The organism is Lysobacter sp. Root916 (assembly GCF_001429785.1).
GTDB lineage: Bacteria > Pseudomonadota > Gammaproteobacteria > Xanthomonadales > Xanthomonadaceae > Lysobacter.
Window position 1 is genome coordinate 25158 of sequence record NZ_LMJF01000017.1, and the last position, 25661, is coordinate 50818.

A 25661-nucleotide genomic window follows, 5' to 3' on the forward strand; every position below is an offset into this window, starting at 1 on the left:
TGGAGAGTCGTCCCATGGTCCTGCCTAGCACCTACTTCCCCACGCACGAGGAGAACCGCTTCGCGCACGAAGGCGAAGTCGGACTGGCGCGCGAGTTCTTCCTCAAGCACCGCCCGCGCAATCTCGAGTTCCTGCTGCACAAGCGCTACGACTGGATGAACGCCTACCTCAAGCCCGGCCAGCGCGTGGTCGAGTTCGGCGCCGGCTCCGGCTTCAGCAAGGAATTCATCCGCCACGACAATTTCCGCATCACCGACGTGGAGGCGCGGCCGTGGATCGACGACGTCGCCGACGCCATGGACCCGCCGTATCCGGACGGCTCGATCGACGTGGCGGTGTTCAGCCACATGATCCACCACCTGCCCAATCCGGTGCGCTTCTTCCAGGTCATGCAGCGCAAGCTCGCGCCGGGCGGGCTGATCCTGATCCAGGACCTCAACACCTGCTTCCTGCTGCGCCTGGCCCTGCGCGCGATGCGCCACGAGGGCTGGTCCTACGACATCGACGTGTTCGACGAGAACGTGGTCGCCAACGATCCGCGCGATCCCTGGTCGGCCAACTGCGCGATCCCGCTGCTGTTGTTCCGCGACGAGGACGCGTTCCGCCGCCACCTGCCCGGCTTCGCGATCGAACGCAACCAGCTCAACGAGTGCTTCGTGTTCCTGGTCTCCGGCGGCGTGGTGGTGCAGGCCAAGACCGTCGAGCTGCCGCGCTTCCTGCTCAAGCTGATCGACGCCACCGACCGCGCCCTGGTCCGCTTGCTGCCGTCGGTATTCGCGATGGGCCGTTCGGTGGTGCTGAGGAAGATCGAAACGCCGTGACCATCTCCCTGCGCCTGTCCCTGGTGATCCCCTGCTACAACGAAGCCCGCAACCTGCCGTTGCTGGTGGCGCGCCTGCGTCAGACCTTCGTGCGCGAGGACGTGGAAGCGATCCTGGTCGATAACGGCTCCACCGACGACACCCCGGCGGTGCTGGCCGAACTGCTGGACGGCGTCGAACGCATCCGCAGCGTCCGCGTGGAACGCAACCAGGGTTACGGCTACGGCATCCTCGCCGGCCTGCGCGCCGCGCGCGGCCTGATCGTGGGCTGGACCCACGCCGACATGCAGACCGATCCGGCCGACGCGCTGGAGGGCCTGGCCCTGTTCGACGACCGCGACCCGGGCACGCTGTTCGTCAAAGGCCGCCGCTACGGCCGGCCGGTGGCGGACGTGGTCTTCACCGTCGGCATGTCGCTGTTCGAGACTCTGCTGCTGCGGCGCCGGCTGTGGGACATCAACGCCCAGCCGACCCTGTTCGCGCGCGCCTTCTTCGAACGCTGGCAGGCGCCGCCGCACGATTTCTCGCTGGACCTGTACGCCTACTACCAGGCCCGTCGCAGCGGCCTGCAAGTGCGCCGTTTCCGGGTGCGCTTCGGCGAGCGCGCCTACGGCAGCTCGCACTGGAACGTGAACTGGCGCGCCAAGGCGCGCTTCATCCGCCGCACCGTGGATTTCAGCCTGCGCCTGCGCAAAGACCTCTCGCACCCCGCATGATCATCGTCCGCCACCGCCGCAACACCCGCGCGGAACTGCGCGCGACCTCGCCGGAGTTCGGGATCGAGCTCGATCTGCGCAGCCGCGGCGACGCCATCATCATCCACCACGACGCCTTCGCCGACGGCGAGGATTTCGAGGACTGGCTGGACGACTACCGCCATCGCCTGCTGATCCTCAACGTCAAGGAGGAGGGCCTGGAGGACCGCCTGATCGCGCTGATGCGCGAGCGCGGCATCCAGGACTGGTTCTTCCTGGACCAGTCCTTCCCGTTCCTGGTCCGCACCGCCGCGCGCGGCGAATCGCGTTGCGCGGTGCGGGTGTCGGAGTACGAATCGATCGACACCGCGCTGTCGCTGGCCGGTCGGGTGGGCTGGGTCTGGGTCGATTGCTTCACCCGCTTTCCGCTGGATCGCGCCCAGGCCGATCGCCTGCGCGCGGCCGGCTTCCGCCTGTGCCTGGTCTCGCCGGAACTGCAGGGCCGCAACGCCGCCCAGGGCATCGCCGAGTTGCGCGAGCGGCTCGCGCGCGACGGCATCGCCGTGGACGCGGTCTGCACCAAGGAGACCGAACTTTGGCGATGAGTCTGGCGCGGCTGTGGCGAGACCCGATGCTGCGGACCTGGGAGTTCCGCGCCGGCCTGTTGCTGCGCGCGGCGCTGATCGTGCTGCTGGTGCCGAAGATTCAGCAGCAGTGGTTCCTGCCGTTCCTGGATCACGCGATCCGCTTTCCCAGTCTGGATCCGTGGTCCAGCTTCCTCGCCGCCGGCGGCACGCCGCTGGCCTATCCCTACGGCCCGGTGATGCTGCTCGCGCACGCGCCGGGCAGCGTGCTGGGCTGGCTGGTCGACGCCGCCACCGGCAGCGCCGCCTACACCGGCATCGGCTTCCGCCTGGGTCTGCTCGGCGCCGACCTGGCCTGCCTGCTGCTGTTGCGGCGGCTGCTGCCGACCGAGCGCCCGCGCATGCTGCTGTGGCTGTACTGGTGGTCGCCGATCGTGCTGTTCGTGACCTATTGGAACGGCCAGACCGACATCGTGCCGATCGCCTTGCTGCTGCTGTCGCTGCTGTTGATCCGACGCTATCGTCCGGTGGCCTCCGGCGCCGCGCTCGGATTGGCGCTGGCGGCCAAGCTCAGCATGGGCCTGGCCGCGCCTTTCATCGGCATCTACCTGTGGCGCAACAAGCGCCTGCGTTCGATGTTGGCGCCGTTCGCGCTGGCCTGCGCGGTGCTGGCGACGCTGCTGACGCTGCCCTGGCTGGCGTCGTCCGGCTTCGTGAGCATGGTGTTCGGCTCGCGCGAATTCGGGCGCGTGTTCGACCTGGCCCTGCCGCTGGGCGAGGAACTCAAGCTCTACCTGACCCCTACCCTGTACCTGCTGGCGGCCTACGCGGCCTGGCGTTTCCGCCGCATCAGTTTCGAACTGCTGATCGCCAGCACCGGCCTCTCGTTTTTCCTGGTCGTGCTGGGCACGCCGGCGCCGCCGGGCTGGTACCTGTGGCTGGTGCCGTTCCTGGTCGCGCACCAGCTGCAGGGCGATCGCAGCGCGCGCGTGCTGGCCGGCGGTTTCTCGCTGCTGCTGATCGCGATGCACGTGTTCATTTCCAGCGGCGCCAGCGCGCCCCTGCTGGGCTGGGATCCGGCACCGGCGATCGCGACGGTGGCCGCGCGCATCACCCCGCACGTGCACTCGCTGTGGATGACCCTGATGGTGGCGTCGGGCCTGGTGCTGATCGTGCAGATGTTGCGCGAACGCGTCGGCCGCAACGACTACTACCGCATCGCCCAGAAGCCGCTGGCGTTGGGTATCGCCGGCGATTCGGGCTCCGGCAAGGACACCCTGAGCCGCGCCCTGGCCGGCGTGTTCGGCGACCACTCGGTGGTGCACGTATCGGGCGACGATTACCACATCTGGGACCGCTACGCGCCGATGTGGAAGGGCCTGACCCATCTCAATCCGCGCGCCAACGACCTGCAACGCTTCGGCAACGACGTGCTGGCGCTGATGGACGGCAAGGCCATCGTCTGCCGCCGCTACGATCACAGCGCCGGGCGCTTCGAGAAGCCGACCCTGCTGGCCAAGAACGACGTGATCATCGCCTCGGGCCTGCACGCATTGCACTTCCCGCGCCTGCGCCGGCGCTACGACGTCAGCGTGTTCCTGGACGTGGACGAATCGCTGCGCCGGGCCTGGAAGATCCACCGCGACGTGCATCAGCGCGGCCACGACCTGGCCGCGGTCACCGGCTCGCTGGAGCGGCGCGCGCCGGATTCGCAACGCTACATCCATCCGCAGAAGGCGGTCGCCAGCCTGGTGCTGCGCCTGCAACCGGTCAACCCGCAGCAACTCGAGCGCGGCATCCCGCCCGATCAGGTGCGCCTGAAGCTGGTCGCGCTGATCCGCAACGGCACTTATCACGAGCGCGTGGCGCGGATCCTGATCGGCGTGTGCGGCCTGCACCTGGACGTGCAGCTGGCCGACGACTCGGGCGAAGTCGAGATGGAGATCGAAGGCGACGTGGTCGCCGAGGACATCGCCCTGGCCGCGCGCAGTCTGGTGCCCGGCCTGCAGGAGATGTTGGACATCCGTCCCCAATGGGAGGACGGCATGAGCGGGATCATGCAGTTGCTGGTCCTGGTGCACACCGAAGAAGCCCTGAAGAACCGAATCCAATGAGCCTGAACATCCACAACGCGGATACCGCCCTGCGCGCGCCGCAGGCGATCATCTTCGACACCGACAACACCCTCTACGCCTACGGTCACCCGCACGCCTGCGCGACCGTGGCCGCCGAGGAGAAGGCGGTGCGCCTGCTCGGTTGCGACGTCGCCGACGTGCGTCAGGCTTTCTCGCAGGCGCGATTGGAAGTGAAGCAGCGCCTGGGACGCACCGCCAGCTCGCACAGCCGCCTGCTGTATTTCCAGCGCGGCATCGAGCTGCTCGGGCGCAAGACCCAGTTGGTGATCACGCTGGATCTGGAACAGACCTACTGGCGCACCTTCCTCGCCCACTGCGAGCTGTTCCCGGGCGTGCGCGAGTTCCTGATGGCGCTGCGCAGCCGCGGCATCGGCACGGCGATCATCACCGACCTCACTTCGCAGATCCAATTCCGCAAGATCATCTACTTCGGCCTGGACGATTGCTTCGACTACGTGGTGACCTCGGAGGAGGCCGGCGCCGACAAGCCGCAGGAGGCGCCGTTCCAGCTGGCGATCGACAAGCTCGGCATCGATCCGGAGCGCATCTGGATGATCGGCGACGACCCGGCCAGCGACATCGCCGGCGCGCGCCGCTTCGGCATCACCACCCTGCTGCGCGTCGATCGCGCCCACAACGGCCATGCGCGCGAGTCGGCGCCGGACCTGGTGTTCGACGATTTCGAGGAACTCAGCCGCTACGTGTTCTCGGGCAAGGTCGAAGGCTGGGCCGCGCAATGAACGCCGCACGCCTTCGCTCGCGCCGCACCGTCCTTCGGAGCCAGACCGCATGAACCTCGCCGCGCACCGGATTTCCAGCGAACGCTGGGTCGTCGCCGCCCTGTCGAGCCTGCTGCTGGCGACCCTGCCCGCGGTGGCGGTGGGCGCGTATGTGCCCACCGCGTTCGCGCCCAGCGTTGCGCTGGCGATCGCGCTGGCTTTGGCGGTGTTCGCCACGCCCTGGCTCGCGCGCCGGCTGCCCGGCGAATGGGACGGCCTGCGCCGCGCGCATCCGATCTGGAGCGCGCTGTGGCTGCTGATCGCGCTGGCCGCGATCGCGCGCACCGCCGGCGTCGCCTTGTTCATGCTCGATCCGGCCCAGGCCCAGGCCTCGGCCTACTGGTTCGACGAGTTCTACGTGCGCCACAACTGTTTCTCCGGCATGTGGAAGGCCGCCGGCCTGGCCGCGCAGGGCGTGCCCAACCTCTACGATCCCGAGCACTACGGCGGCATGGAAGGCCGCTTCAAGCTCGACGACTTCCTCTACCTGCCGCAGTTCCTGATCCTGCCGCGCGCCGGCCTCGCGGTGAGCGACGGCTTCCTCGAACTGCGCGCATTGTGGTTCGCGATCGAAGGCGCGGTGCTGGCGGCGAGCGTGTTCGTGCTGGGCCGCTGGATCGGCGGCGCGGCCGGGCGCCGCATCGCCTTGCTGATGCCCGCGCTGTGGCTGAGCACGCCGGTGCTGCTGACCTTGCAGCTGGGCAATTTCCAGATCGCGGCGATCGCGATGTCGCTGCTGGCGATGATGCTGTTCTGGCGCGGCCGCCCGATCGCCGGCGGCGCCCTGCTCGGCTTCGCCGTGTTCAAGCTGTTTCCCGGCCTGCTCGGCCTGTACCTGCTGGCCGCGCGGCGCTGGCGCGAGGCGGCGTGGACGATCGCGTTCGCGGCGTTGTACAGCGTGATCGCGCTGCTCTGGCTGGGCACCGCGCCCTTCGAAGCCTTCTTCCAGTTCCAGGCGCCGCGCATTCTCAGCAACGAATCCTGGGCCTTCCTGTGGCTGGACGGGCTGGAGCCGGTGGTGGCGATCAACGATTCGGTGCCGGGCCTGACCCTGAAGCTGGAGCTGCTGGGCGTGGGCGGCATGACGCCGGCGGTGGAGAAAGCGGTGTCCTGGGTCTGGACGCTGGCGGTGTTCGCGCTGGCGATCTTCGCCGCGCGCCGCGCGTCGAGAATGTCGCGGCTGGAACTGGTCTCGACCTGGCTGGCGCTGCTGGCGCTGGCCGCCTACCGCAGCCCTTTCGTGCCCGACCACAACGGCCTGTTCGCGCCGATCTGGCTGTGGCTGCTGGTCGCCGCGGGCAGCCGCCTGCAGCCGCCGCGCATCGTCGCGCTGGCCATCGCCTACCTCGCGCTGAGCGCGGTGCTGCCATTCGGCGGCATGCCGCTGCCCGAACTGATGGGCCGTCTGGCGCTGTCCACCTTCAGCCAGTTCGTCGCACTCGGCCTGTGCCTGTGGGTGGTGTTGCGCCGGCCGTCGGGCGAGGTCGACGCCACGCGCGCATCGGCAACGCCGTCGCCGGCGTTGTCGATGGGGTGAGGGCGCGATCAGCTGGCAACCACCACCCGCCAGTGATCCGGCCCCAGCGCCTGCCAATCGATCTCCACCGGCAGGAACTTCTCGATCAGGCGCGCGTTGCTGCTCAGGTGCTCGCTGATCGTGGTGGTGGTGAACTCGCCGCCACCGGCCAGGGCCATCGGCAGCAGCAGCTGATCGGCCAAGTGCTCGCCGACGCAGGCGGGCGAATCCAGATACGCGCGCACCTCGTCGGCGAGCTTGCGCGCGATGTCCTCGGCCATCACGCCGCGCTCGCCGTGACCGGTGAAGGTCTCGCAGTGCGCGGCATGGCGCACCTGCACGCTCAGCGCATTGCCCGGGCCGAGCGCCGGACGCACGCCGAGCAACTCCAGCTCGCTTTCGCCCAGTCCCAGGCGCTCGCCCAACACTTCCAGCTCACGGCGGCCGATGCTGGCCGACAGCGCCGACAGCAGCGCGGTCGCGCGCACCGACTCGCGCTCGCCGCGGGTATCGAACACGCGGCGCTGCAATTGGGCGCCACCGGCCACCGTCGCGTGGACGATGCCGCCGCCGGCCGGATAGAAGCCGTGGCGCTCCAGGCGTAGCGAAGCCTCCGCGCCGATCCGGCGCAGCGCCGGCAGATAGCTGTCGGCGATGAAGTCGGCGCTGGGCGCGAGCGGATTGTGGGTGCCGCCCTCCAGCACCAACCGCGACGCCGCGTCGCAGCTCCATAGCGCGGGCAACACCGTCTGCAGCACCAGCGTGGTCGAGCCTGCGGTGCCGGTGGCGAAGCGATAGTCGCCCGGCACGACCTGGCCCGGCTCGAAGCGCAGGCTGGTCGCGCCCAAATCGACGCCGTGCACGAAGGCGCGGCCGACGGTCGCGGCCGCGTTGACGGCGGTGAGGTGCTGGCGCATCAGGCCCGGGCGCGAACGCTTGGCGCGGATGTGCTGCATGCTGAAGCCGATGCCCGTGCATAGGCTCAGGCTCAGTGCGGTGCGCAGCAGTTGCCCGCCGCCCGCCGAGCCGTCCAGTTCGATCATGTCCATTGCGAATTCCGAATAACGATGCGGACGGGGCCCGGCCCCGTCCGTTTCCATGTAAATACCGCGTCGCCCGCGGGCGACGCGCTCAACCCTTGACGCACACCACCTGACGCAGCGTATGCACGACCTCGACCAGGTCGCTCTGCGCGGCCATCACGGCTTCGATCGGCTTGTACGCGGCCGGCGACTCGTCGACCACCTCCGCGTCCTTGCGGCATTCCACGTGCGCGGTGGCCTTGACGTGGTCGGCCACGCTGATCAGCTTGCGCGCCTGGGTACGGCTCATCACCCGGCCCGCGCCATGGCTGCAGCTATGGAAGCTGTCGGCATTGCCCAGGCCGCGCACGATGAAGCTCTTCGCACCCATGCTGCCGGGGATGATGCCCAACTCGCCCTTGCGCGCGCTCACCGCGCCCTTGCGGGTCACGAACACGTCCTTGCCGAAGTGCTGCTCGCGGTTGACGTAGTTGTGATGGCAGTTCACCGCCTCGGCCGCGGCCTCGAAAGGCTTGGCGATCACCCCACGCGCGGCCGCGACCACGTGCTGCATCATGATCTCGCGATTGATGCGCGCATAACGCTGCGCCCAGTCGACCGCGAACACGTAGTCGGCGTAATGCTCGCTGCCCTCGGGCAGGTACGCCAAGTCCTGATCAGGCAGGTTGATCATCCAGCGGCGCATGTCCTGCTTGGCCAGCTCGATGAAGTGGGTGCCGATCGCGTTGCCGACGCCGCGCGAGCCGGAGTGCAGCATGAACCATACGCGCTGCTCCTCGTCCAGGCAGACCTCGACGAAATGGTTGCCGGTGCCCAGGGTTCCCAGATGGTTGAGGTTGTTGGTGTTCTTCAGGCGCGGATGGCGCTCGCAGATGCGCTGGAAATCGGCGACCAGCTGCGTCCAGCCCTCGATCGCGCGCTCGGGCGGATTCTGCCAGGCGCCCTTATCGCGCACGCCGCGGCCGGCGGTGCGGCCGTGCGGCACCGCGCGCTCGATCGCGCTGCGCAGCCCGGCCAGGTCGTCCGGCAGGTCGCTCGCGGTCAGGCTGGTGCGCGCGGCGATCATGCCGCAGCCGATGTCGACGCCGACCGCGGCCGGCACGATCGCGCCGATGGTCGGCACCACCGAACCCACGGTCGCGCCCTTGCCCAGATGCACGTCCGGCATCACCGCGATCCAGCGGTGGATGAAGGGCAGCTTGGCGATGTTCTGCAACTGCTGGCGCGCCTCGTCCTCCAGCGGCACGCCGCGGGTCCACAGCTTGATCGGGGCGGAGCCGGGCTCCTGGATGACGTCGTAATTCTGGGTGCTCATGACCTTCACTCTATTCGTTGGTGGTACCGCGTCGGGCCCGCGCCATAGCGCCGGGCCGGTGGCCGCCGCCTTGGCGCGCCGTTACTGCCGGCCCGGCTGGCCCCATTGCCAGCCAGGCGCCGCTGCCTGCTCGCACCCGCCGAAACCGCCGGGTGCCTACGTACCAGAGCAATCGCCGTGCCAACTTCGCGCAAACGCAATATCCCGTTGATATTGAAGGACTATTTTCAGTATCGGCGCGGACGGAGTTCGGTGGCCATCTTAATTTCGTATATTCTCGGCGCGCCTCTTATAGGAATGGATATGCGCAAGCGTCAGGTCGTGATCGGCATGCTCGGCACCATGCTGGACAGCGGCACCGGGCCCGGGCGTTGGGAGAAGTGGCGGCCGACGGTGTCGCTGGGCATGCACCAGGACTTCCTGCTCGACCGCCTGGAACTGCTGCTGGACCAGCGCCGCTACGGCAAGCTCGCCGCGACCGTGCGCGAGGACCTGGGCCAGGCCTCGCCCGAGACGCAAGTCCGCATCCACGACACCTACCTGGCCGACCCCTGGGATTTCGAGGGCGTGTACGCGGCGCTGCACGACTTCCTGGCCGGCTACGAGTTCAAGCCGGAGGAAGAGGACTACTACGTCCACATCACCACCGGCACCCATGTCAGCCAGATCTGCTGGTTCCTGCTGACCGAGAGCCGGCACTTCCCGGGCCGCCTGCTGCAGACCTCGCCGCCGCGCAAGCAGGGCGGCGCCGATCCGGGCACCTACGCGGTGATCGACCTGGACCTGTCGCGCTACGACCTGATCGCGCAACGCTTTCAGCAACAGCAGCTGCACGATCGCGACCTGCTCAAGAGCGGCATCGCCACCCGCAACGCCGCCTTCAACCGCATGATCGAGCAGATCGAAACGGTGGCCACGCGCTCGCGCGCGCCGATGCTGCTGATGGGCCCGACCGGCGCCGGCAAGAGCCAGCTGGCCAAGCGCGTGTTCGAACTGAAGAAGCTCAAGCACCAGCTGCCCGGGCAGTTCGTCGAGGTCAACTGCGCGACCCTGCGCGGCGACGGCGCCATGAGTTCGCTGTTCGGCCATGTCAAAGGCGCCTACACCGGCGCGGCCGGCGACCGCGCGGGCCTGCTGCGCTCGGCCCATCGCGGCCTGCTGTTCCTGGACGAGATCGGCGAGCTGGGCCTGGACGAGCAGGCGATGCTGCTGCGCGCGCTGGAAGAGAAGCGCTTCCTGCCGGTGGGCAGCGACAAGGAGGTCGAAAGCGACTTCCAGCTGATCGCCGGCACCAACCGCGATCTGCACGAGGCGGTGCAGCAGGGCCGATTCCGCGACGACCTGCTGGCGCGCCTGAACCTGTGGACCTACCGCCTGCCGGGATTGGCCGAGCGCGCCGAGGACATCGAGCCGAATCTGGACTTCGAACTCGAACGCTGGTCGCGCGAGCAGCACCAGCGCGTGACCTTCAACCGCGAGGCGCGCGAGCGCTACCTGCGCTACGCCACCAGCGCCGAGGCCGCCTGGAGCGGCAACTTCCGCGACCTGGGCGCCTCGGTGATGCGCATGGCGACCCTGGCCAACGCCGGGCGCATCCAGACCGCCCAGGTCGAAGAGGAGATCGAACGCCTGCGCCGTCAGTGGCGCTCGGGCCAGCCGCTGTCGCCGCTGCAGGCCCTGCTGGGCGAACGCTGGGACGCGCTGGACCGTTTCGACCGCGTGCAACTGGAAGACGTGGCGCGCGTGTGCGCGCGCGCGAAGTCGCTGTCGCAGGCCGGGCGCGAGCTGTTCGCGGTTTCGCGCAGCCAGCGCGCCAGCACCAACGACGCCGACCGCCTGCGCAAATACCTGGCGCGCTACGGGCTGGATTGGGAACAGCTGCGCGAGGCCGCCGTCGACCCCGCCTGACACGATCCAGACCCGGAAAACCTGCGCATATCCGGTGCCTTTCGACGCCGTCTGTAAACGTTGCCAGCGCGCATTCATCCGCCGTTTTGTTCGGCAAATTCGCTGTAAATCCTTTGTTTACAAGTATTTAACAGGCATGACTTTCGGCGTGACCGTGCACGAACCGCAGAGTTCCTAAACTTTCAAGTACAAAATTCAGCTTCGATTGAATCGCCGCTTGGATACTGCGCCACATCCGAATCACAAGAGCCGCCCCACCCCGAGGCGCCGCGATTCGGACGCACAAAACCAATAAGAGGCCGAGACCTTTATGAAGCGCACTTTGCTTGCCCTGACCCTGCTCGCCGCCCTGCCGTTCGCCGCCTCCGCGGCCGAGGGCGTGTCCTACACCTACGTCGAAGGCGGCTACGCCAAGACCAACACCGATGGCGGCGACGCCGACGGCTGGGCCCTGAACGGCTCGGGCGCGATCGCCGACAACTTCCACATCTTCGGCGGCTACAGCAAGCAGGAGATCGACAACACCAATATCGACTTCGACCAGTGGCGCGTCGGCCTGGGCTACAACCACGAGCTGAACTCGCGCGTGGACCTGCTGACCCGCGTGGCCTACGAGAAGTTCGACGCCGGCCAGGGTCTGGACTTCAACGGCTACAGCGTCGAAGCCGGCGTCAACGGCACGCTGACCCCGAACATCCAGGGTTATGCGCTGGCCGGTTACGAGGACTACGAGAAGTCGGACGGCGAGTTCTACGGCCGCGTCGGCGCTCTGGTCAAGTTCAACGACACCTGGGGCGTGAACGGCGACGTCAAGTTCGTCGACGGCGATACCCAGTTCTTCGTTGGCCCGCGCGTCAGCTTCTAAGCGCGGGCGCGTCACCCCGTACCAATCGCGATTTCTCTCTCTCCCCCGAACGTCGCGATCGAGCCCGGCCCCGGCCGGGCTCTTTTTTTGCGCCGAACCGGTTTAGCCCCACCCTGGAGGCGGTCACACGTAATCCGTGTCGCCTTTGGCAGTTGTGGCGATGTGAATGTTTCGTTATCGTGCGCCCCGCCGCAATGCGGCATGGACGCAAACCAAACATCAGGATTGAGAATTCATGAAGAAGCAACTCGTGCTGGCAGCGCTGCTGGCCACCGCCCCGTTCGTCGCCTCGGCCGAGGGCCTGAGCTATTCCTACGTCGAAGGCGGCTACACCCGCGTTGACGTCGACACCGGCGTCGCCGGCTTCGATCCCGAGCTGGACGGCGGCTACATCCGCGGTTCGGTCGAGCTGGGCGAAAACTTCACCGTCTTCGGTCACTACAGCAAGACCCAGGACGATGTCCGCGTCAACGGCATCCCCGGCACCTTCGACACCGACTTCGAAACCGCCGAGATCGGTTTCGGCTACCACGCCGACATCAGCGACCGCGCCGACTTCATCGCCGAGCTGTCGTACCTGCGTCAGGAAATCTCGGTCGAGAACAGCAGCGGCGAAGGCAAGGGCGGCAAGCTCAACCTGGGTATCCGCGGCGAGATGACCGACAACCTGGAAGGCTGGGTCAAGGCCGGCTACATCGACGGCGGCGACTTCGAAGGCGACTTCGTCGGCACCCTCGGCGGCCAGTACAAGTTCAACCAGACCTGGGGCGTCGTGGCCGAGGTCGAGTTCGTCGAAGACACCACCCAGTACATGATCGGCGCTCGCGCCAGCTTCTGATCCATCGAAGCGGTCGAACGATAAGAGAAAGCCCGGCTTGCCGGGCTTTTTCTTTGCGCGTTCGATCGATGCGTAGACGCTCCGGCAGCCCCGTAGGATGCGGTGAGTCGAAGACGAACCGCATCGCCGCGCAAACCTTCCCAAGCGCGGCGGGCCGCGGCCACACGATGCCGCGCTTGAGCGCGCCCCGCGCCCGATTGCCGGCCCAGCTCACTCTTCCGCGCTGGGCTCCGTCTCGGGCGCTTCCGCCGGAATCCGTTCCAGCACCTCGCGCAGCGATTGCTCGAGTTCGCGCTCCATCTGCTTGCGATTCATCGCCGCGGCGCTGGCCAGTTCCAATTCCTCGCAGGCGACCGAACGCGGCTCGTCCTTGCAGACCTTGCGGATACCGGCCAGCAGCTTGTCGTCGCCGCTGTTGTGATAGGCCTCGACCACGTTGCCGCAGCCTTCGCGCACGTGCATCGCGCAGACCCGGTCGTAGTAGCCGGCCGCGCGCGCCCAATCGCCGCCGAGCGCGGCGGTATGGCCGGCGCCCATGCAGGCCGACATCGAGCCGCTCGCGCAGCAGGCCTCGACGCTGGCACCGGCGGCGAGCGCGCAGTGGTCGATGCGGTAGGGCCGTTCGATGATCTGGTCGCTGGCGATCGGCAGCGGCACCGCCGCGCAGGTCTCGGGCATGCCGCGCAAATAGACGGTGAATCGGGTCCAGTCGTCCATGCCGACCAGGGTATCGTCGCCCAGCCAGCGCAGCACGAAGTCGTCGCCCTTGTCGTGGCGCACCAGCACCTGGTCCTCGCGCAGGCGATAGCGCATGGTCGCTTCGCCGTCGCTGGAGGCGGCCACCGCGCGGTCGTCGCCGAAACGGAAGACATCGAACAATCCGCCGGCGCCGCTGGCGTAGGTGCCGCAGGGCTGTTGCGGCTTGCGGCGCGCGGGCGCGTCGCTGAGCTCGATCACCTTCAAGCCCTGGACGTGCTCGCAGGCCTGAGCGTCCAGCCGCCATTCGCAGGCGCTGGCCAAGGTGTCGCGCGCGCTGGCGTAGCGGCCGGCGATCCAGTCCTGTTCGGCCAACGCGGTGCAGGCCTTGGCCGAGCGCGCTTCGCGGCAGCCGGCGCGCAGGGCGGCCAGTTCCGGCGCCGATACCGCCGCGGTGCGGAACAGGTACAGCGGCGCGTTCGGGTCCTTAGGGGCGAGCGCCTTGACCCACTCTTCGCAGGCATAAGGGCTGGCCTCTTGTCGGCAATACGCCTCCAAGCGCTGGGCGCGCTGTTCGGCCGGCATTTCGCGGTCGTAGGCGAGTTCGCCGACGCAGGCCTGAATGTCGCCGGCGGCGCAGGCCAGACGATCCTGATCGGCTTCGGGCGTGCCCTGCGGCGCGTTCGCGACACCCGCGCCCAGCGTGGGGACGCAGACCGCAGGCGCACTGCGGCGATAGGTCAGCGCCTGGCTACGCATGCGGTCGGGTTGCAGTACCAGCCGCTCGCCGTCGGCCTCGATGCGGTAGATGTCGAGCAGCGGGCTGTCGGCGTGACGCATCAACAAGGTGTCGCCGTCGATGCGGTAGCGCCAGGCGTTGGTGCTGAGAAAGCCCTGGCGGTCGCGCGCGCTCACGCTGTTGCCGGCGAAGTTGAGCAGCGGGGCGTATTCGTCGTCGGGTTGGTACTCGCCGCAGGGCGGTACGGCGGCCCAGGCGGGCGCGGAGAAACACAGCAGCAGCGGCAGGGCCGCGAGTAGCGCGCGCATCGGAAGTCCGTTTCGACGGGGAGGGCGCGCTAGTGTGGCCTCGCGCGGGGCTCAGGCCAAGATGGGCGACGGCGCGGCCGCGAACCGCGCGGCGCCGGACTCAGCCGAACAGTTCGTGCGGGTACTCGGGCTTCTGTTCGCGCGCGAGCAGCTGACGCAGGCCGTCGGCGGGCGTGATCTTGCCGTGCAACACGGCCTGGACCGCGCTGGAGATCGGCAGTTCGATGCCGTGGCGTTCGGCTTGGCGCATGACTTCGTCGGCGGTCTGCACCGACTCGACCACCTGGCCTATCTCGCGCACCGCCGCTTCGATGCTCTGGCCGCGGCCCAGCGCCAGGCCGAGACGGCGATTGCGCGAGAGGTCGCCGGTGCAGGTCAAGACCAGATCGCCGAGACCGGCCAGGCCCATCAGGGTTTCCGGCTGGCCGCCGATGGCGTGGTTGAGGCGCAGCATCTCGTTGAGGCCGCGGGTGATCAGGCCGGCGCGCGCGTTGAGGCCCAGCTGCATGCCGTCGGCGACGCCGGTGGCGACCGCGAGCACGTTCTTCATCGCACCGCCGAGTTCGGCGCCGAGCATGTCGTCGCCGGTGTAGGCGCGGAAGCTCGGGCCGTGCAGCACGCCGGCGACCGCGCGCGCGAACGCGGCGTCGTCGGAATGCACGGTCAGCGCGGTCGGCAGGCCTTGCGCGACTTCCTTGGCGAAGGACGGACCGGTGACCACGGCCAGCGGCACGTCGTCGCCCAGCACTTCGGCCGCGACTTCATGCAGGAAGCGGCCGCTGCCGGGTTCGAAACCCTTGGTCGCCCAGGCCACGCCCGCGTGCGCGGGCCGATGCGGCGCGAGCGCGCGCAAGGTTTCGGCGAAGGCGTGCGAGGGCACCACCACCAGCACCAGATCGGCGCCGGCGAGCGCGGCCGCCATGTCGGCGGTCGCGCGCAGCGTCTCCGGCAGGGCGATGCCCGGCAGGTAACGCGGGTTTTCGTGTTGCGACTCGATCGCCGCGACGCCGTCGGCGTCGCGGCCCCACAGCACGGTCGGATGACCGTGCCGCGCGATCAGGGCGGCGAGCGCGGTGCCCCAGGAGCCCGCGCCCAACACCGCCACGCGCGGCGAGGCATCACCGGAAGTCGCGTCCGTGTCCATGCCGTGGTCCGATCGCGGGCGGCCCTCAGGCGTTGCCCGCGGTCTCCGCGTCGGCCAGGCCGCCGGCCTGCTGCGAGGCGCGCTGACGCAGGCCTTCGGCGTACAGGGCGTCGAAGTTGATCGGCTGCAGGAAGAACGGCGGGAAGCCGCCGGACTGGATCAGGTCGCTGACCAGCTGGCGCGCGTACGGGTACAGCACGTTCGGGCAGTGGGTGCCCAGCATGCCGTCCAGGGTGGCCTCGTCGAAACCGGCCAGGCCGAACACGCCGGCCTGCTTCACTTCGACCAGGTACATCGGCTTGTCGCCGGCGCTGCAGGTCAGGGTGATGCCCAGCACGACTTCGAAAGCGGCGTCGTTGAGGCGCTGCACGCTCTGGTTGAGGTTCATCTGCAGCTGCGGCTGCGCGGTCTCGTTGAACACCGCCGGCGCGCCGGGGACTTCGAAGGAGACGTCCTTCACGTAGATCTTTTCGACCGTGAACGCCGGACCGGCGGCTTCGACCGGCGCGACGGCGCCGTTGACGTTTTCTTCGGACATCGGATGACTCCAGCGGTGTTAAGTGTTTGACGATGCGGTCGAAACCGCGGAAAGAGGCCGATTATGGCATGCGTGCGAACCACGCCCCGCGTTCAGGCGTGGGGGCGCCGCGCGCCGCGCGCAAGGGGCGGCCGCGCACGGCCGCCGCCGCCGGGCAGGATCAGGCGCGGCCCTTGACCAGCGGCAGATCGGCCTGCTGCCAGGCCTGCACGCCGCCGTCGAGCCAATAGACCTGCTCGAAGCCGGCCTTCTTCAGGCGCTTGGCGGCATCGGCCGAGGCCTGGCCGTTGCGGCAGACCATGACCACCGGCAGCGACTTGGCGCTGGCCAGCAGTTTGTTCTCGGGATCGAACTGGCCGGGCGAGACCGAACGGCTGCCGGCGATGTGGCCCTTCTCGAAATCGCTGGTCGGCGAAAGGTCGACCACCAGCGCGTTCTCGCGGTTGATCAGGCCGGTCAGCTCGGCCGGACGCAGGGCCTTGTAGCCGCGGAACAGGCGCGCGCCTTCCGTGTAGACCAGGGCGACGGTGAGGCCGACCAGACCCATCGACAGGAACATGTGGCGGCTGCCGAAGGCGAGCAGTTCTTCTAAGGTCACAGGATCACGGGGACGACGGATGGGGGCGCGATTGTCGCCCACGGCGGCGGGCGGCGCAAAAAAACCGGCTCGGGCCCGTCGCGACGGGCCCTGGGCGGGGTTACATGCCGTCCCAGAGGTCCGGCAGGCCCGAGGTCAGCCACCAGGTCTTGGCGATCGGGTCCCAGCGCCATTCCTCGCGGTAGCGCACGGTGCGTTCGGCCTGGGTGTGGCGGTTGATCACGCCGATCTCGATGTCGCGCACGGCCAGGCCGAGTTCCTTGTCCAGGCTGGAGCCGACGTCGCGGTAGGACGACACCTGGACCTGCTTGTAGCGCTCCAGCTCCAGCGCGGTGACCGGGTGGGCCTTGCGGTAGATCGGATCGATCAGGTTCTGCGCCTGTTCGAATTCGCCCCAGCGCACCGCGCCGGACCAGGCGTACTGGTTGCGTTCGAGTTCGTTGGTCTTCTTGCTGGCCAGGGCGCCGCCGGCGACCGCGCACAGGCACAGCAGCAGCAGGACTTTCAACAGGCGCATCGGGTGTCTCCGGCAAGGGACCGCGTCGGCCGACATGCTAGCCGGTTCCGGGCGCGGTGTTGTGTCGCGCGCCTCAGCCGCGCGCGATGGCGACGTAGCGGGCGGTGAAATCGGTCGCGACCCCGCCTTCGGGCAGGCGCACGCGCGCCACCAGGCCGGTGCGGGCGCGTCCGCGCTCGCGCAGCGTGCTCAGGAAGCTGTCCCAGTCGGCGTCGGCGGCGAGCTCGGCGTCGACGTCGATGTCGGCGTAGAGGGGGGCGAGGTAGCGGATCTGGCTGTCGGCCACATAAACGTCGGCGTCGAGGCCGGCCTGTTCCAGGCGCAGCGAGACCAGCCCCCAGGAGGCCAGGGTCATCATCGAGGCCAGGCTGCCGCCGAAGGCGCAGCCCTTGTCGTTCACGTGTTGGGCCAGCGGCGCGTGCAGGCGCAGGCGCTGGCCGTCGTAGTCGGCGACGTTGAGCTGCATCGCCGCCACCGGCGGCATCGATTGGTAGTGCTGACGCAGGCGTTGCAGGGCTTGTTCGAGGCTCATGGGGCACGCGTTGGGGGAGGCGGACGGGATGCCGCGGCCTGCGCGGCTATGCCAAGCTGCCGGCATGCGTCCGCACACACCGCCACAACCGCCGCGATGGTACGTGATCTCGCTGCGGCCCAGCGGCGCGCACGCCGCCCTGCGGCGGGGCGCGGCGCGGCTGGGCGCCGACTTCATCGCCCTGTCGCCGTGGCGTTGGCGCCGGCGCGACGACGAGGCCGCGCGCGCCGCCCTCGAGGTCGCGCTGAGCGCGCCCTATGCGGTGTTCACCAGTCCCGAAGCGGTACGCGCCGCGCACGCCTTGCGGCCGCTGCGCGACGACGGCCGGCGCGAGTGGTTCGCGGTCGGCGCCGGCAGTGCGGCGGCCTTGCGCCGGGCCGGCATCGCGCGCGTGCACGTGCCGCGCCGAATGGACAGCGAAGGCCTGCTCGCCGCGCTCGACACCCGCGAGTTGGCCGGCCGCGCGGTCGGCCTGATCACCGCGCCCGGCGGCCGCGGCCTGCTGACCCCGGAGCTGCAGGCGCGCGGTGCGCGGGTGCTGCGCGCCGACGTTTATGCGCGCGTGCCGATCGCGCCCGCGCCGCGCGCGATCGCGCGGCTGCGCGCGCTGGATGCGCCGGCGGTGCTGGCCCTGTCCAGCGGCGAAGCGCTGCAACGCGCCCTGGAGACCCTGCCCGAGGACGCCGCACGCGCCCTGCGCGGCGCCACCGCGCTGGCCGCCAGCCAGCGCCTGGCCCTGCTCGCGCGCGAACTGGGCTTCGCCCGGGTCCGGGTCGCCGCCGGCCCGCGTCCGCGCGAGCTGCTGGCGGCCGTGCCGGACGAGTTGCGTCGATCCGCATGACTTGCGAGGACGGGCCTTCCGGTAGCATGGCGGTGTCATGAGCGCCTCCCCCGATTCTTCCGCCCCGGCCTCCCCCACCTCCCGGCCCGCCTCCGACGTGTCCTCGCCCTCGCCCGCCCCCCGACGCTCCTCTTACTCCTGGCTCTGGTTGCTGTTGCTCGTGCTGCTCGCGGCCGGCGGCTGGTACTACTGGAAACAAATGCAAGCGAGTGCCGCGCGCGAACGCGCCGCGGTCGCCGACGCCGACCTGCGCCTGGACGCGCTGGACGAGCGCATCAACGCGCTGCGCAACGACCAGCGCTCGCAGAACCGCCGCCTGCAGCAGGCCGACACCACCAACCGCGTGCTGCGCGACGAATTGCACGGCATCGGCACGCGCGCCAGCCTGATCGAAGACAGCGTGTCCAAACTCGCCGACCCCGATCGCCACGGCGCCCAGGCCATGCGCCTGGACGAAACCGAACTGCTGCTGACCCTGGGCCAGCAACGCCTGCAGATCGCCGGCGACCTGGCCGGCGCGCGCCGCGCCTATGCGCTGGCCGGCGGCGTGCTCGACGGCATCGACGACCCGGCCTACCTCAGCCTGCGCCAGACCCTGATGCAGGAGCGCGCCGCGCTGGACGCGCTGGGCATCGACCCGCGCGTGCGCGCGATGGCCGAGCTGGACGCGTTCGCGCGCACGCTGAGCCTGGCGCCGGTGCGCGACGCGCAGCCCGCCGCGCCGCGTGCGCCGTGGTGGCAGCGCGCGTTCGGCAACATCGTCGACATCCAGCCCAGCGACGGCGCGGTCGCGCTGCGCCCGGCCGATCGCGCGATCGCATTGGCCGGCCTGCAACTGGAAATCTCGCTCGCTCGCGCCGCCGCCGAACGCCGCGACGATGCCGGTTACCGCAACGCGCTGAGCCGCGCCGACGGCTGGCTGCAACGCCTGGCGCCGGCCTCGGCGGCGCAGACGCGCCAGCGCGACAGCCTGAAATCGCTGGCCGCCATGCCGCTTTCACTGACGGTTCCCACGCTGGGCAGCACACTGCAGCAACTGCGCCAGTTGCGCACCACGCGCTGAGGAGCCCGGATGAATCTGTTCCGCAATCTGCTGTTCTGGATCGTGCTGGCGCTGGCCGGCGCCCTGGTCGCGCAACTGCTGGTGCAGGACCCCGGCTACGTGCTGGTGCGCTACGGCGGCAACGACTACACCACCAACGTCCCGAAGGCGATCCTGATCGCGGGCGCCACCTTGATCGGCTTGTGGCTGGCCTGGAAGGTGCTGTCGCTGCCGTTCGCGGCGGTGCGCCGGCATCGCAAGAAGCAGGCGCGCGCGCGCTTGATCGACGGCTTGGACGCCTTGCATCAGGGCCATTGGTCGCGCGCGGAAAAGTCCCTGGCCCTGGCCGCACGCAGCGACGACGTCGCCTCGATCGCGCATGTCGGCGCCGCCCAGGCCGCGACCGCGCGCGGCGACGCCGCCGCCAGCGCGCAGCATCTGGACAGCCTGGGCAATGCCGGCTACCCGACCACGCGCGCGTTGGCCGCGGCCGAACTGGCCCTGGCCGCGGATCGCGCCGACGAGGCCCTGCTCGCGCTGGACGCGCCCGCCGCGCAGCCGCTGCCGCCGCGCGGACTGCTGCTGCGCGCGCGCGCGCTGGCCGCGCTGGGCCGCGCCGGCGAGGCTTACGGGCTGCTCGGTGCGCTGCGCCAGCAACAGGCCGTGCCGGCCGAGCGCCTGAGCCTGCTGGAAGCGCAGTGGGCCGAGGCCTCGCTGCGCGAAGCCGCCGACGCCAACGTGCTGGCCGATCGCTGGGAAGCGCTGCCCAAGCCGCTCAAGAGCGAGCCGGCCGCGGTCGCCGCCTACGCCGAACGCGCCGCCGCGCTGCGCTGGGAAGAAGCCGCGGCCAAGAGCCTGGAACAGGCGCTGGACACGCGTTGGGACGAATCCTTGGCCGCGCTCTACGGGCGCCTGCCGATCGGCCGCCTCGACGCGCGCCGCGGCAACGCCGAGCGCTGGCTGTCGGCGCATCCGGCCAGCCCGGCGCTGCTGGTCACGCTGGCGCGCCTGGCCCGCGCGCAGGGCCAATGGCCGCAGGCCGAGGCCTATCTGCATCGCGCGCTGGCCCAGGGCGCCAACAGCGAAGCCTGGGAAGAGCTGGGCCACGGTTTCGCCGCCGCCGGCGACGATGCGCGCGCGCGCCTGAGTTACGCCAATGCCCTGCGCGCCGCGCGTGGCGAGGCCGCGAGCGAGCTGCCGGGACGCGACCTGCGCCAGAAGATTTTCGACGAGGCCGTGGTCGAGGAACGCGACGAACACGGCATGCCGCGTCTGCGCGGCTGAGCGGCGTCCGGCATCGATGCGCGGCGATCGCCGCGCGTTCGCGCAGCGGACTCAGCGGCCGCCGACGTAGGTCGGCAGCGTCGCCAGGAACGCCTGGCCGCAGCCTTTGAAGCGCGCATAGACCGGGCCGATGTGGCTGGGCATCAGGATCCGCGCCATGGCCACGCCGCCGATCAACAGCCCCAACATGAGCAGGGCGCCGGCCAGGATCAGCCAGCCGCGCTCCATATCCACGCCCATGAACATCAGCGTCATGCCCAGCGGCACGCTGGCCCAGGCGATGCCCAGGCCGATCCTCCGCCGGCGCAGGTGGCGTTCGCACAGGCCGGCGCTGACGCGCGTGTGCTTGCGCACCATCGCCGCGATCACCGCGTAGATCAGCAGATTCAACAGGATCAGCACGTACCAGGCCGGCGTGTGCCAGTAATAACGGCGATGCTTGATCGGCTCCACCGCCGGCGCATTGCACTTGATGCAGCGCGGCGGCAGTTTGCACTCCGCGCGCACCACCAGCACCGCGCCTTCCCGCCAGCAGTCGCCGTCCAGCTCGACCCGCGTCGGCGCGACATACAGCGGCGCTTTCGGCGCCTCATACGGATTGAACGCAGTCATCGGATCCCCTGTCGCCGGCGACTCGGCGCGCCCGTGTTCGCAAGGCCGCGCCGGTGGACGCGCGCCATCCCCATGACTGCGCGCCGTGCCTGCGACGAGGATAGAGGCCGCGCAGCGGCTTGCCTAGCCGGACGCGAGCAAATCCCGATACACCGCAAGGTCCTCGGCCGAGTAGCAGCAGAAGATCGCGCGCAGCGGGTACGACTGCGTGGCCAACGTCACCGTCGCGATCGCGATGCGCGCGGCGGCGTCGATCGGATAGCCGTAGATGCCGGTGCTGATCGAGGGGAACGCGATCGAGCGCAGCGCGTACCGCTGCGCCAGCTCCAGCGCATTGCGATAGCACGCGGCCAGGGTGTCGGCCTCGCCGTGCTCGCCGCCGCGCCAGACCGGGCCGACGGTGTGGATCACATGGCGCGCGGGCAGCCGATAACCGCGCGTGAGCTTGGCCTGTCCGGGCTTGCAGCCGCCGAGCAGGCGGCATTCGGCGACCAGCTCGGGACCGGCGGCGCGATGGATCGCGCCGTCGACGCCGCCTCCGCCCAGCAGCGAGCTGTTGGCGGCATTGACGATGGCGTCGACGTCCAGGGTGACGATGTTGGCCTGGATCGCTTCGAGGGACATGCCGGCGCTCCTGGGTGAAAAACTCGATGCCCGTTAACGCGATGGGAGCGGGGCGAGTCGCGAGGGCGCCGGGCGCCGATCGCGGCTCACGCCGCTCCCACAGGTAGCAGGACGCGTGCGGGCGAGGCTCAGCGCTCGAGGATCGCCACCACGCCCATGCCGCCGGCGGTGCAGATCGAGATCAGGCAACGGCCGCCGCCGCGCTGCTTGAGCTCCTTGGCGGCGGTGGCGACGATGCGCGCGCCGGTGGCCGCGAACGGATGGCCGGCCGCCAGCGAGGAGCCGTTGGGGTTGATCTTGGCCGGGTCGATGCGGCCCAGCGGCGCGTCCAGGCCGAGGCGGTTCTTGCAGTAGTCCTCGCTCTCCCAGGCGCGCAGTGTGCACAGCACCTGCGCGGCGAAAGCCTCGTGGATCTCGTAGAAATCGAAGTCCTGCAGCGTCAGCCCGTTGCGCTTGAGCATCTCCGGCACCGCCACGGTCGGGGCCATCAGCAGGCCTTCGCCGTGCACGAAGTCCACCGCCGCCACCTGCGAATCGCGCAGGTAGCACAGCACCTCGTGGTTGTGCGCGCGCGCCCACTCTTCCGAGGCCAGCAGGCAGGCCGCGGCGCCGTCGGTGAGCGGGGTGGAATTGGCCGCGGTCAGGGTGCCGCGCCCGGAGACCTTGTCGAACGCCGGCTTCAGCGTGGCCAGCTTTTCCAGGCTGCTGTCGGCGCGCAGGTTGTTGTCGCGCGAGACGCCGCGGAAGCTGACCACCAGGTCCTCGAAGAAGCCGCGCTCGTAGGCCGCGGCCAGCTTCTGGTGCGAGGACAGCGCCCACTCGTCCTGCGAGTCGCGCGCGATGTTCCACTCCTTGGCCATGTCCTCGCAGTGGTCGCCCATGCTCTTGCCGGTGCGCGGCTCGGCCACGCCCGGGAACTCGGGCTTGAGCTCGCGCAGATGGAAACCCTTGAACGCGGCCAGCTTGTCCTTGGTGGTCTTGGCGCGCGCGGCCTCGAGCAGACGGCGGCGCAGGCGCTTGCCGTACACGATCGGCACGTCGGAAGTGGTGTCGGAACCGCCGCCGATGCCGACCTCGATCTGGCCGGTGGCGATCTTGTTGCCGACGGTGATGATCGAATCCAGCGAGGTGCCGCAGGCGCGCTGCAGGGTGATGCCCGGCGTCAGCGGCGACAGCCCCGAGGACAGCGCGGCCTCGCGGCCGAGGTTCCAGTCGCTGCTGTGCTTGATCACGGCGCCCATCGCGACCTCGCCCAGCTGCTGGCCGTGCAGGCCGAACTTCTCGACCAGGGCGCCGAGCGTCCGTACCGACATGCCGAGATTGCCGACGTCCGCGTAGGCGGTGTTCTGGCGGCAGAACGGAATGCGAACGCCACCGAGCACGGCGACGGGACGGACAGGACGCATCGGGATACCTCGGGTTGGCGGGACAGCGGGAAGGCGGGTGAAGCTGGAGACCGGCCCGCAACATCATCACGGGCATAATGGCGCAGTGTAGCGCCGCCTCCGCGCGCAACCAAACGCCAGCGTATCCAAGCCCGACGATGACCTCAGACGCCAGCCACCGCCCAGCGCCTCCCGCCCCGCTGCACGTGCTCGGGGCGCTTGCGCTGGAGCTCCGGGGCGACGCCGCCGTCGCCCGCCACGCCCTGTCCCAGGCCCAGGTCGGGCCGCTGGCCGACCTGATCGCGCGCGATCTGGCCGGCTTCGCGCCCCAAGCCGCGGCGCTGGAGCTGGTCGTCGTCGGCGCCCATTACGACCCGGTCGAGGTGCTGCGCCCGGGCTGGCCGCTGCACCACGAGCTCGACCAGTTGGCCGCGCGCGCGCCCGGCCGGCGCGAGGCGGAGGGCCGGATCGTGGCCTTCGGCGCCCACGAGGACCGCCTGCCCGGCACCCTGCCGCCCTCGCCCGACTTCGCCGGCGGCCCGCTGCGGCTGGTGCCGTTCCTGCTCGGCGGCGACCCCGACATCGCCGCGCGCGTGGGCGACGCCTTCGAAACCAGCCTGCTCGAACGCGGCATGGCCGGCGCCGACACCGCCCTGGCCGCGCAGGAGGCGTTCGGCCTGCAGGTCGAGCACGCGCGCTACCTGACCGTGCACGACCTGGCCGCGATGATGGCCATGCAGTACGAGCACGCCGGCCTGGCGCCGCTGTGGCCGATCCTGGAAACCGCGCTGCTGCAGCCCGACGGCGAGGAGTGGCTGGACACGCCGCCGGAGCCGCTGATCCATTACGCCGACGGCGAAGCGCGGATCGCGATGTTCTCGCCGCCGGCCTGGCATGCGCGCTACGCGCCCGAGGCGCCCTGCGACAGCGACGACTGCCGCGCCCAGCTCAATCGCCGCTACCAGCATTTCGAGGCGCGCCTGCGCCAGATCGCCGCGGTGCTGGGCGCGCACGGCGTGCCGGTGACCTTCGTGCATTGCGAAGACGGTGAGCAGGCGCGCGATCAGCTTTGAAGCGCGCCTGAGCCGGCGCGCTCAGCTTTTGCCGAACTCGCTTTCGAAGATCGCGTAACCCGCATCGTCCATGGCCAGCGCACGGTAAGTGCTTTGCGCGGCGGTGTTGGCGCGTTCGACGTACAAGCGCAGACCGATCACGCCCGGCGTGGCCTGCGCCAGCGCGGCGACGTGGCCGTGCATGGCCTGGTACACGCCCTGGCGGCGGTGCTCGGGGGCGACGTAGACGCTCTGGATCCACCACCAGTCGCCGTTGCGCCAGTCGCTCCACTCGTGGGTGAACATCAAGGTGCCGGCGGCGGCGGCGATGGTTTCGCGGCCGGCGACTTCGACTTCGCGCATGGCGATGAAGTAACGCGCCTTGGCGCCATCGGCCAGACCGGCCTCGACGCCGGCGCGCACGGTGTCCGGATCGAGTCGCTTGTGTTCGGTTTCCCAGGCCATCGCGATCATCCAGTCGGCGATCAGATCGCGGTCGGCGGCTTCGGCGTCGCGGATGCGCAGGCGGGTCATGGCGGCGTGTCTAGGCGTGGGCGGTCAGGATAAGCGGGCGGCGCTGGTTCGTCGCCGCCCTTATGCCACGACGGCGACGCGCGGCGCCGCCGATCGCCGAACTCAGTGCGACACCGAGATCACGCCGCAAGCCACGCGCGCGCCGGCGTTGCCGGCCGGCTGGCTCACGTAGTCGTCGGGCGCCGCATGCACCACCACCGCGCGGCCGGCGATGTCGTTGCCGGCGCCGCCGCCCAGGGTCACGGCGCGCGCGTGCGCGTCGACCTTGGCCACGCCGTCGGCATCGGCGACCAGGTTGTCCATATCGCCGCCGTGATGGCTGCCGCTGTCGACCTTGCCGTGCGCGCTCATGCCCGGATTGAAGTGGCCGCCCGCGCTGCTGGCGTCGACCGCGCTGCAATCGCCCTTCTCGTGGATATGGATCGCATGCACGCTGCCCGGCGCGAAGCCGCCGATCACGCCGGTCAGGCGCACGCCGTCGGCGGTCGGCACGATCTGCAGCTTGCCGCTGACCAGACTGCCCGAGGCCGAGGCCAGGATCGCCTGCCCGGACTGCGCGGTGGACACCGGCTTGGGCGCCGGCGGCGCGGTCTTCTTCGGCGCCGACCCGCAGGCGGTCAGAACCACGGCGGTGACGGCGATCAGGGCGGTGCGGGCGGCGGTGTTCATGACGACTCCTGGGTTCGATCGAATGCGTTGGATAAGGAATGGGATAG

General features: G+C 69.8%; 26 protein-coding genes. 13 read left to right on the forward strand and 13 right to left on the reverse strand.

Going from position 1 to position 25661, the window contains the following annotated elements:
- The first annotated feature begins 14 nt into the window (after nucleotides 1-14).
- The 6 genes from ASE35_RS19610 to ASE35_RS19635 are packed head-to-tail and all read left to right on the forward strand — an operon-like array spanning nucleotide 15 to nucleotide 6551.
- Nucleotides 15-821: a class I SAM-dependent methyltransferase gene (locus tag ASE35_RS19610; RefSeq protein ID WP_056177051.1), complete on the forward strand. Its 807-nt coding sequence runs from the start codon at nucleotides 15-17 to the stop codon at nucleotides 819-821.
- Nucleotides 818-1537: a glycosyltransferase family 2 protein gene (locus tag ASE35_RS19615; protein WP_200943973.1), complete on the forward strand. Its 720-nt coding sequence runs from the start codon at nucleotides 818-820 to the stop codon at nucleotides 1535-1537. Before ASE35_RS19610 ends, ASE35_RS19615 begins: the two co-directional genes overlap by 4 nt.
- Nucleotides 1534-2121, forward strand: coding sequence for a phosphatidylinositol-specific phospholipase C/glycerophosphodiester phosphodiesterase family protein (locus ASE35_RS19620; protein WP_057164871.1), 588 nt, complete (start codon nucleotides 1534-1536; stop codon nucleotides 2119-2121). The genes ASE35_RS19615 and ASE35_RS19620 overlap by 4 nt, the downstream gene beginning before the upstream one ends.
- Nucleotides 2118-4214 carry a glycosyltransferase 87 family protein gene (locus ASE35_RS19625; RefSeq protein WP_157489588.1) on the forward strand — a complete coding sequence of 699 codons (2097 nt, stop codon included), beginning with the start codon at nucleotides 2118-2120 and terminating at the stop codon, nucleotides 4212-4214. Before ASE35_RS19620 ends, ASE35_RS19625 begins: the two co-directional genes overlap by 4 nt.
- On the forward strand, nucleotides 4211-4975 hold the full coding sequence (locus tag ASE35_RS19630) for an HAD family hydrolase (RefSeq protein WP_056177058.1): 765 nt from the start codon (nucleotides 4211-4213) through the stop codon (nucleotides 4973-4975). The genes ASE35_RS19625 and ASE35_RS19630 overlap by 4 nt, the downstream gene beginning before the upstream one ends.
- A 49-nt stretch (nucleotides 4976-5024) precedes the next feature.
- On the forward strand, nucleotides 5025-6551 hold the full coding sequence (locus ASE35_RS19635; protein WP_057164872.1) for a glycosyltransferase family 87 protein: 1527 nt from the start codon (nucleotides 5025-5027) through the stop codon (nucleotides 6549-6551).
- Between the two features lie 8 nt (nucleotides 6552-6559).
- On the opposite strand, the gene rtcA is transcribed toward ASE35_RS19635, so the two are convergent.
- Nucleotides 6560-7579, reverse strand: a complete 1020-nt coding sequence (gene rtcA, locus ASE35_RS19640; RefSeq protein WP_057164873.1) for an RNA 3'-terminal phosphate cyclase — start codon at nucleotides 7577-7579, stop codon at nucleotides 6560-6562.
- An 82-nt stretch (nucleotides 7580-7661) separates the two neighbouring features.
- On the reverse strand, nucleotides 7662-8888 hold the full coding sequence (locus tag ASE35_RS19645; protein WP_057164874.1) for an RtcB family protein: 1227 nt from the start codon (nucleotides 8886-8888) through the stop codon (nucleotides 7662-7664).
- Nucleotides 8889-9191: 303 nt separating this feature from the next.
- Between ASE35_RS19645 and rtcR the strand changes: the two genes are divergently transcribed.
- The 3 genes from rtcR (at nucleotide 9192) to ASE35_RS19660 (ending at nucleotide 12499) form a co-directional block, all read left to right on the forward strand.
- Nucleotides 9192-10796, forward strand: coding sequence for an RNA repair transcriptional activator RtcR (rtcR, locus tag ASE35_RS19650; protein ID WP_057164875.1), 1605 nt, complete (start codon nucleotides 9192-9194; stop codon nucleotides 10794-10796).
- Nucleotides 10797-11106: 310 nt separating this feature from the next.
- Complete coding sequence (locus tag ASE35_RS19655; protein ID WP_057161581.1) at nucleotides 11107-11661, forward strand: Ax21 family protein; 555 nt, start codon at nucleotides 11107-11109, stop codon at nucleotides 11659-11661.
- A 235-nt stretch (nucleotides 11662-11896) separates the two neighbouring features.
- Nucleotides 11897-12499, forward strand: a complete 603-nt coding sequence (locus ASE35_RS19660) for an outer membrane beta-barrel protein (protein WP_057161580.1) — start codon at nucleotides 11897-11899, stop codon at nucleotides 12497-12499.
- A gap of 210 nt (nucleotides 12500-12709) precedes the next feature.
- On the opposite strand, the gene ASE35_RS19665 is transcribed toward ASE35_RS19660, so the two are convergent.
- The 6 genes from ASE35_RS19665 to ASE35_RS19690 form a co-directional block, all read right to left on the reverse strand.
- Nucleotides 12710-14242: a hypothetical protein gene (locus ASE35_RS19665; RefSeq protein WP_057164876.1), complete on the reverse strand. Its 1533-nt coding sequence runs from the start codon at nucleotides 14240-14242 to the stop codon at nucleotides 12710-12712.
- 100 nt (nucleotides 14243-14342) lie between these two features.
- Entirely contained in the window at nucleotides 14343-15386 is a 1044-nt protein-coding gene (locus ASE35_RS19670) for an NAD(P)H-dependent glycerol-3-phosphate dehydrogenase (protein WP_057164877.1), read from the reverse strand.
- A gap of 25 nt (nucleotides 15387-15411) precedes the next feature.
- On the reverse strand, nucleotides 15412-15924 hold the full coding sequence (gene secB / locus ASE35_RS19675) for a protein-export chaperone SecB (protein ID WP_056177074.1): 513 nt from the start codon (nucleotides 15922-15924) through the stop codon (nucleotides 15412-15414).
- 160 nt (nucleotides 15925-16084) lie between these two features.
- Nucleotides 16085-16522 carry a rhodanese-like domain-containing protein gene (locus tag ASE35_RS19680; RefSeq protein WP_157489589.1) on the reverse strand — a complete coding sequence of 146 codons (438 nt, stop codon included), beginning with the start codon at nucleotides 16520-16522 and terminating at the stop codon, nucleotides 16085-16087.
- Between the two features lie 100 nt (nucleotides 16523-16622).
- Nucleotides 16623-17039, reverse strand: a complete 417-nt coding sequence (locus ASE35_RS19685) for a hypothetical protein (protein WP_056177076.1) — start codon at nucleotides 17037-17039, stop codon at nucleotides 16623-16625.
- Nucleotides 17040-17112: 73 nt separating this feature from the next.
- Nucleotides 17113-17571, reverse strand: a complete 459-nt coding sequence (locus ASE35_RS19690) for a YiiD C-terminal domain-containing protein (RefSeq protein WP_056177079.1) — start codon at nucleotides 17569-17571, stop codon at nucleotides 17113-17115.
- A gap of 103 nt (nucleotides 17572-17674) precedes the next feature.
- Here ASE35_RS19690 and ASE35_RS19695 point away from each other — a divergent pair, with 103 nt between their 5' ends.
- The 3 genes from ASE35_RS19695 to ASE35_RS19705 are packed head-to-tail and all read left to right on the forward strand — an operon-like array spanning nucleotide 17675 to nucleotide 20738.
- Complete coding sequence (locus ASE35_RS19695) at nucleotides 17675-18412, forward strand: uroporphyrinogen-III synthase (RefSeq protein ID WP_235567192.1); 738 nt, start codon at nucleotides 17675-17677, stop codon at nucleotides 18410-18412.
- 37 nt (nucleotides 18413-18449) lie between these two features.
- Nucleotides 18450-19475, forward strand: coding sequence for a uroporphyrinogen-III C-methyltransferase (locus ASE35_RS19700; protein ID WP_082576394.1), 1026 nt, complete (start codon nucleotides 18450-18452; stop codon nucleotides 19473-19475).
- Between the two features lie 9 nt (nucleotides 19476-19484).
- Nucleotides 19485-20738, forward strand: a complete 1254-nt coding sequence (locus tag ASE35_RS19705; protein ID WP_057161576.1) for a heme biosynthesis HemY N-terminal domain-containing protein — start codon at nucleotides 19485-19487, stop codon at nucleotides 20736-20738.
- Between the two features lie 51 nt (nucleotides 20739-20789).
- Here ASE35_RS19705 and ASE35_RS19710 read toward each other — a convergent pair whose 3' ends face one another.
- The 3 genes from ASE35_RS19710 to ASE35_RS19720 form a co-directional block, all read right to left on the reverse strand.
- Nucleotides 20790-21350 (reverse strand): hypothetical protein, encoded by a 561-nt coding sequence (locus ASE35_RS19710; protein ID WP_057161575.1) that lies wholly within the window; start codon nucleotides 21348-21350, stop codon nucleotides 20790-20792.
- A gap of 123 nt (nucleotides 21351-21473) precedes the next feature.
- On the reverse strand, nucleotides 21474-21974 hold the full coding sequence (locus ASE35_RS19715) for an O-acetyl-ADP-ribose deacetylase (RefSeq protein WP_057164878.1): 501 nt from the start codon (nucleotides 21972-21974) through the stop codon (nucleotides 21474-21476).
- 128 nt (nucleotides 21975-22102) lie between these two features.
- Entirely contained in the window at nucleotides 22103-23380 is a 1278-nt protein-coding gene (locus tag ASE35_RS19720) for an acetyl-CoA C-acetyltransferase (RefSeq protein ID WP_056177088.1), read from the reverse strand.
- Nucleotides 23381-23517: 137 nt separating this feature from the next.
- Here ASE35_RS19720 and ASE35_RS19725 point away from each other — a divergent pair, with 137 nt between their 5' ends.
- Complete coding sequence (locus tag ASE35_RS19725; RefSeq protein WP_057164879.1) at nucleotides 23518-24432, forward strand: hypothetical protein; 915 nt, start codon at nucleotides 23518-23520, stop codon at nucleotides 24430-24432.
- A gap of 21 nt (nucleotides 24433-24453) precedes the next feature.
- On the opposite strand, the gene ASE35_RS19730 is transcribed toward ASE35_RS19725, so the two are convergent.
- Together ASE35_RS19730 and ASE35_RS19735 are read right to left on the reverse strand one after the other, a co-directional pair.
- Nucleotides 24454-24945 (reverse strand): GNAT family N-acetyltransferase, encoded by a 492-nt coding sequence (locus ASE35_RS19730; RefSeq protein ID WP_057164880.1) that lies wholly within the window; start codon nucleotides 24943-24945, stop codon nucleotides 24454-24456.
- A gap of 102 nt (nucleotides 24946-25047) precedes the next feature.
- Nucleotides 25048-25614 carry a superoxide dismutase family protein gene (locus ASE35_RS19735; protein ID WP_057161571.1) on the reverse strand — a complete coding sequence of 189 codons (567 nt, stop codon included), beginning with the start codon at nucleotides 25612-25614 and terminating at the stop codon, nucleotides 25048-25050.
- Between the last annotated feature and the right edge of the window lie 47 nt (nucleotides 25615-25661).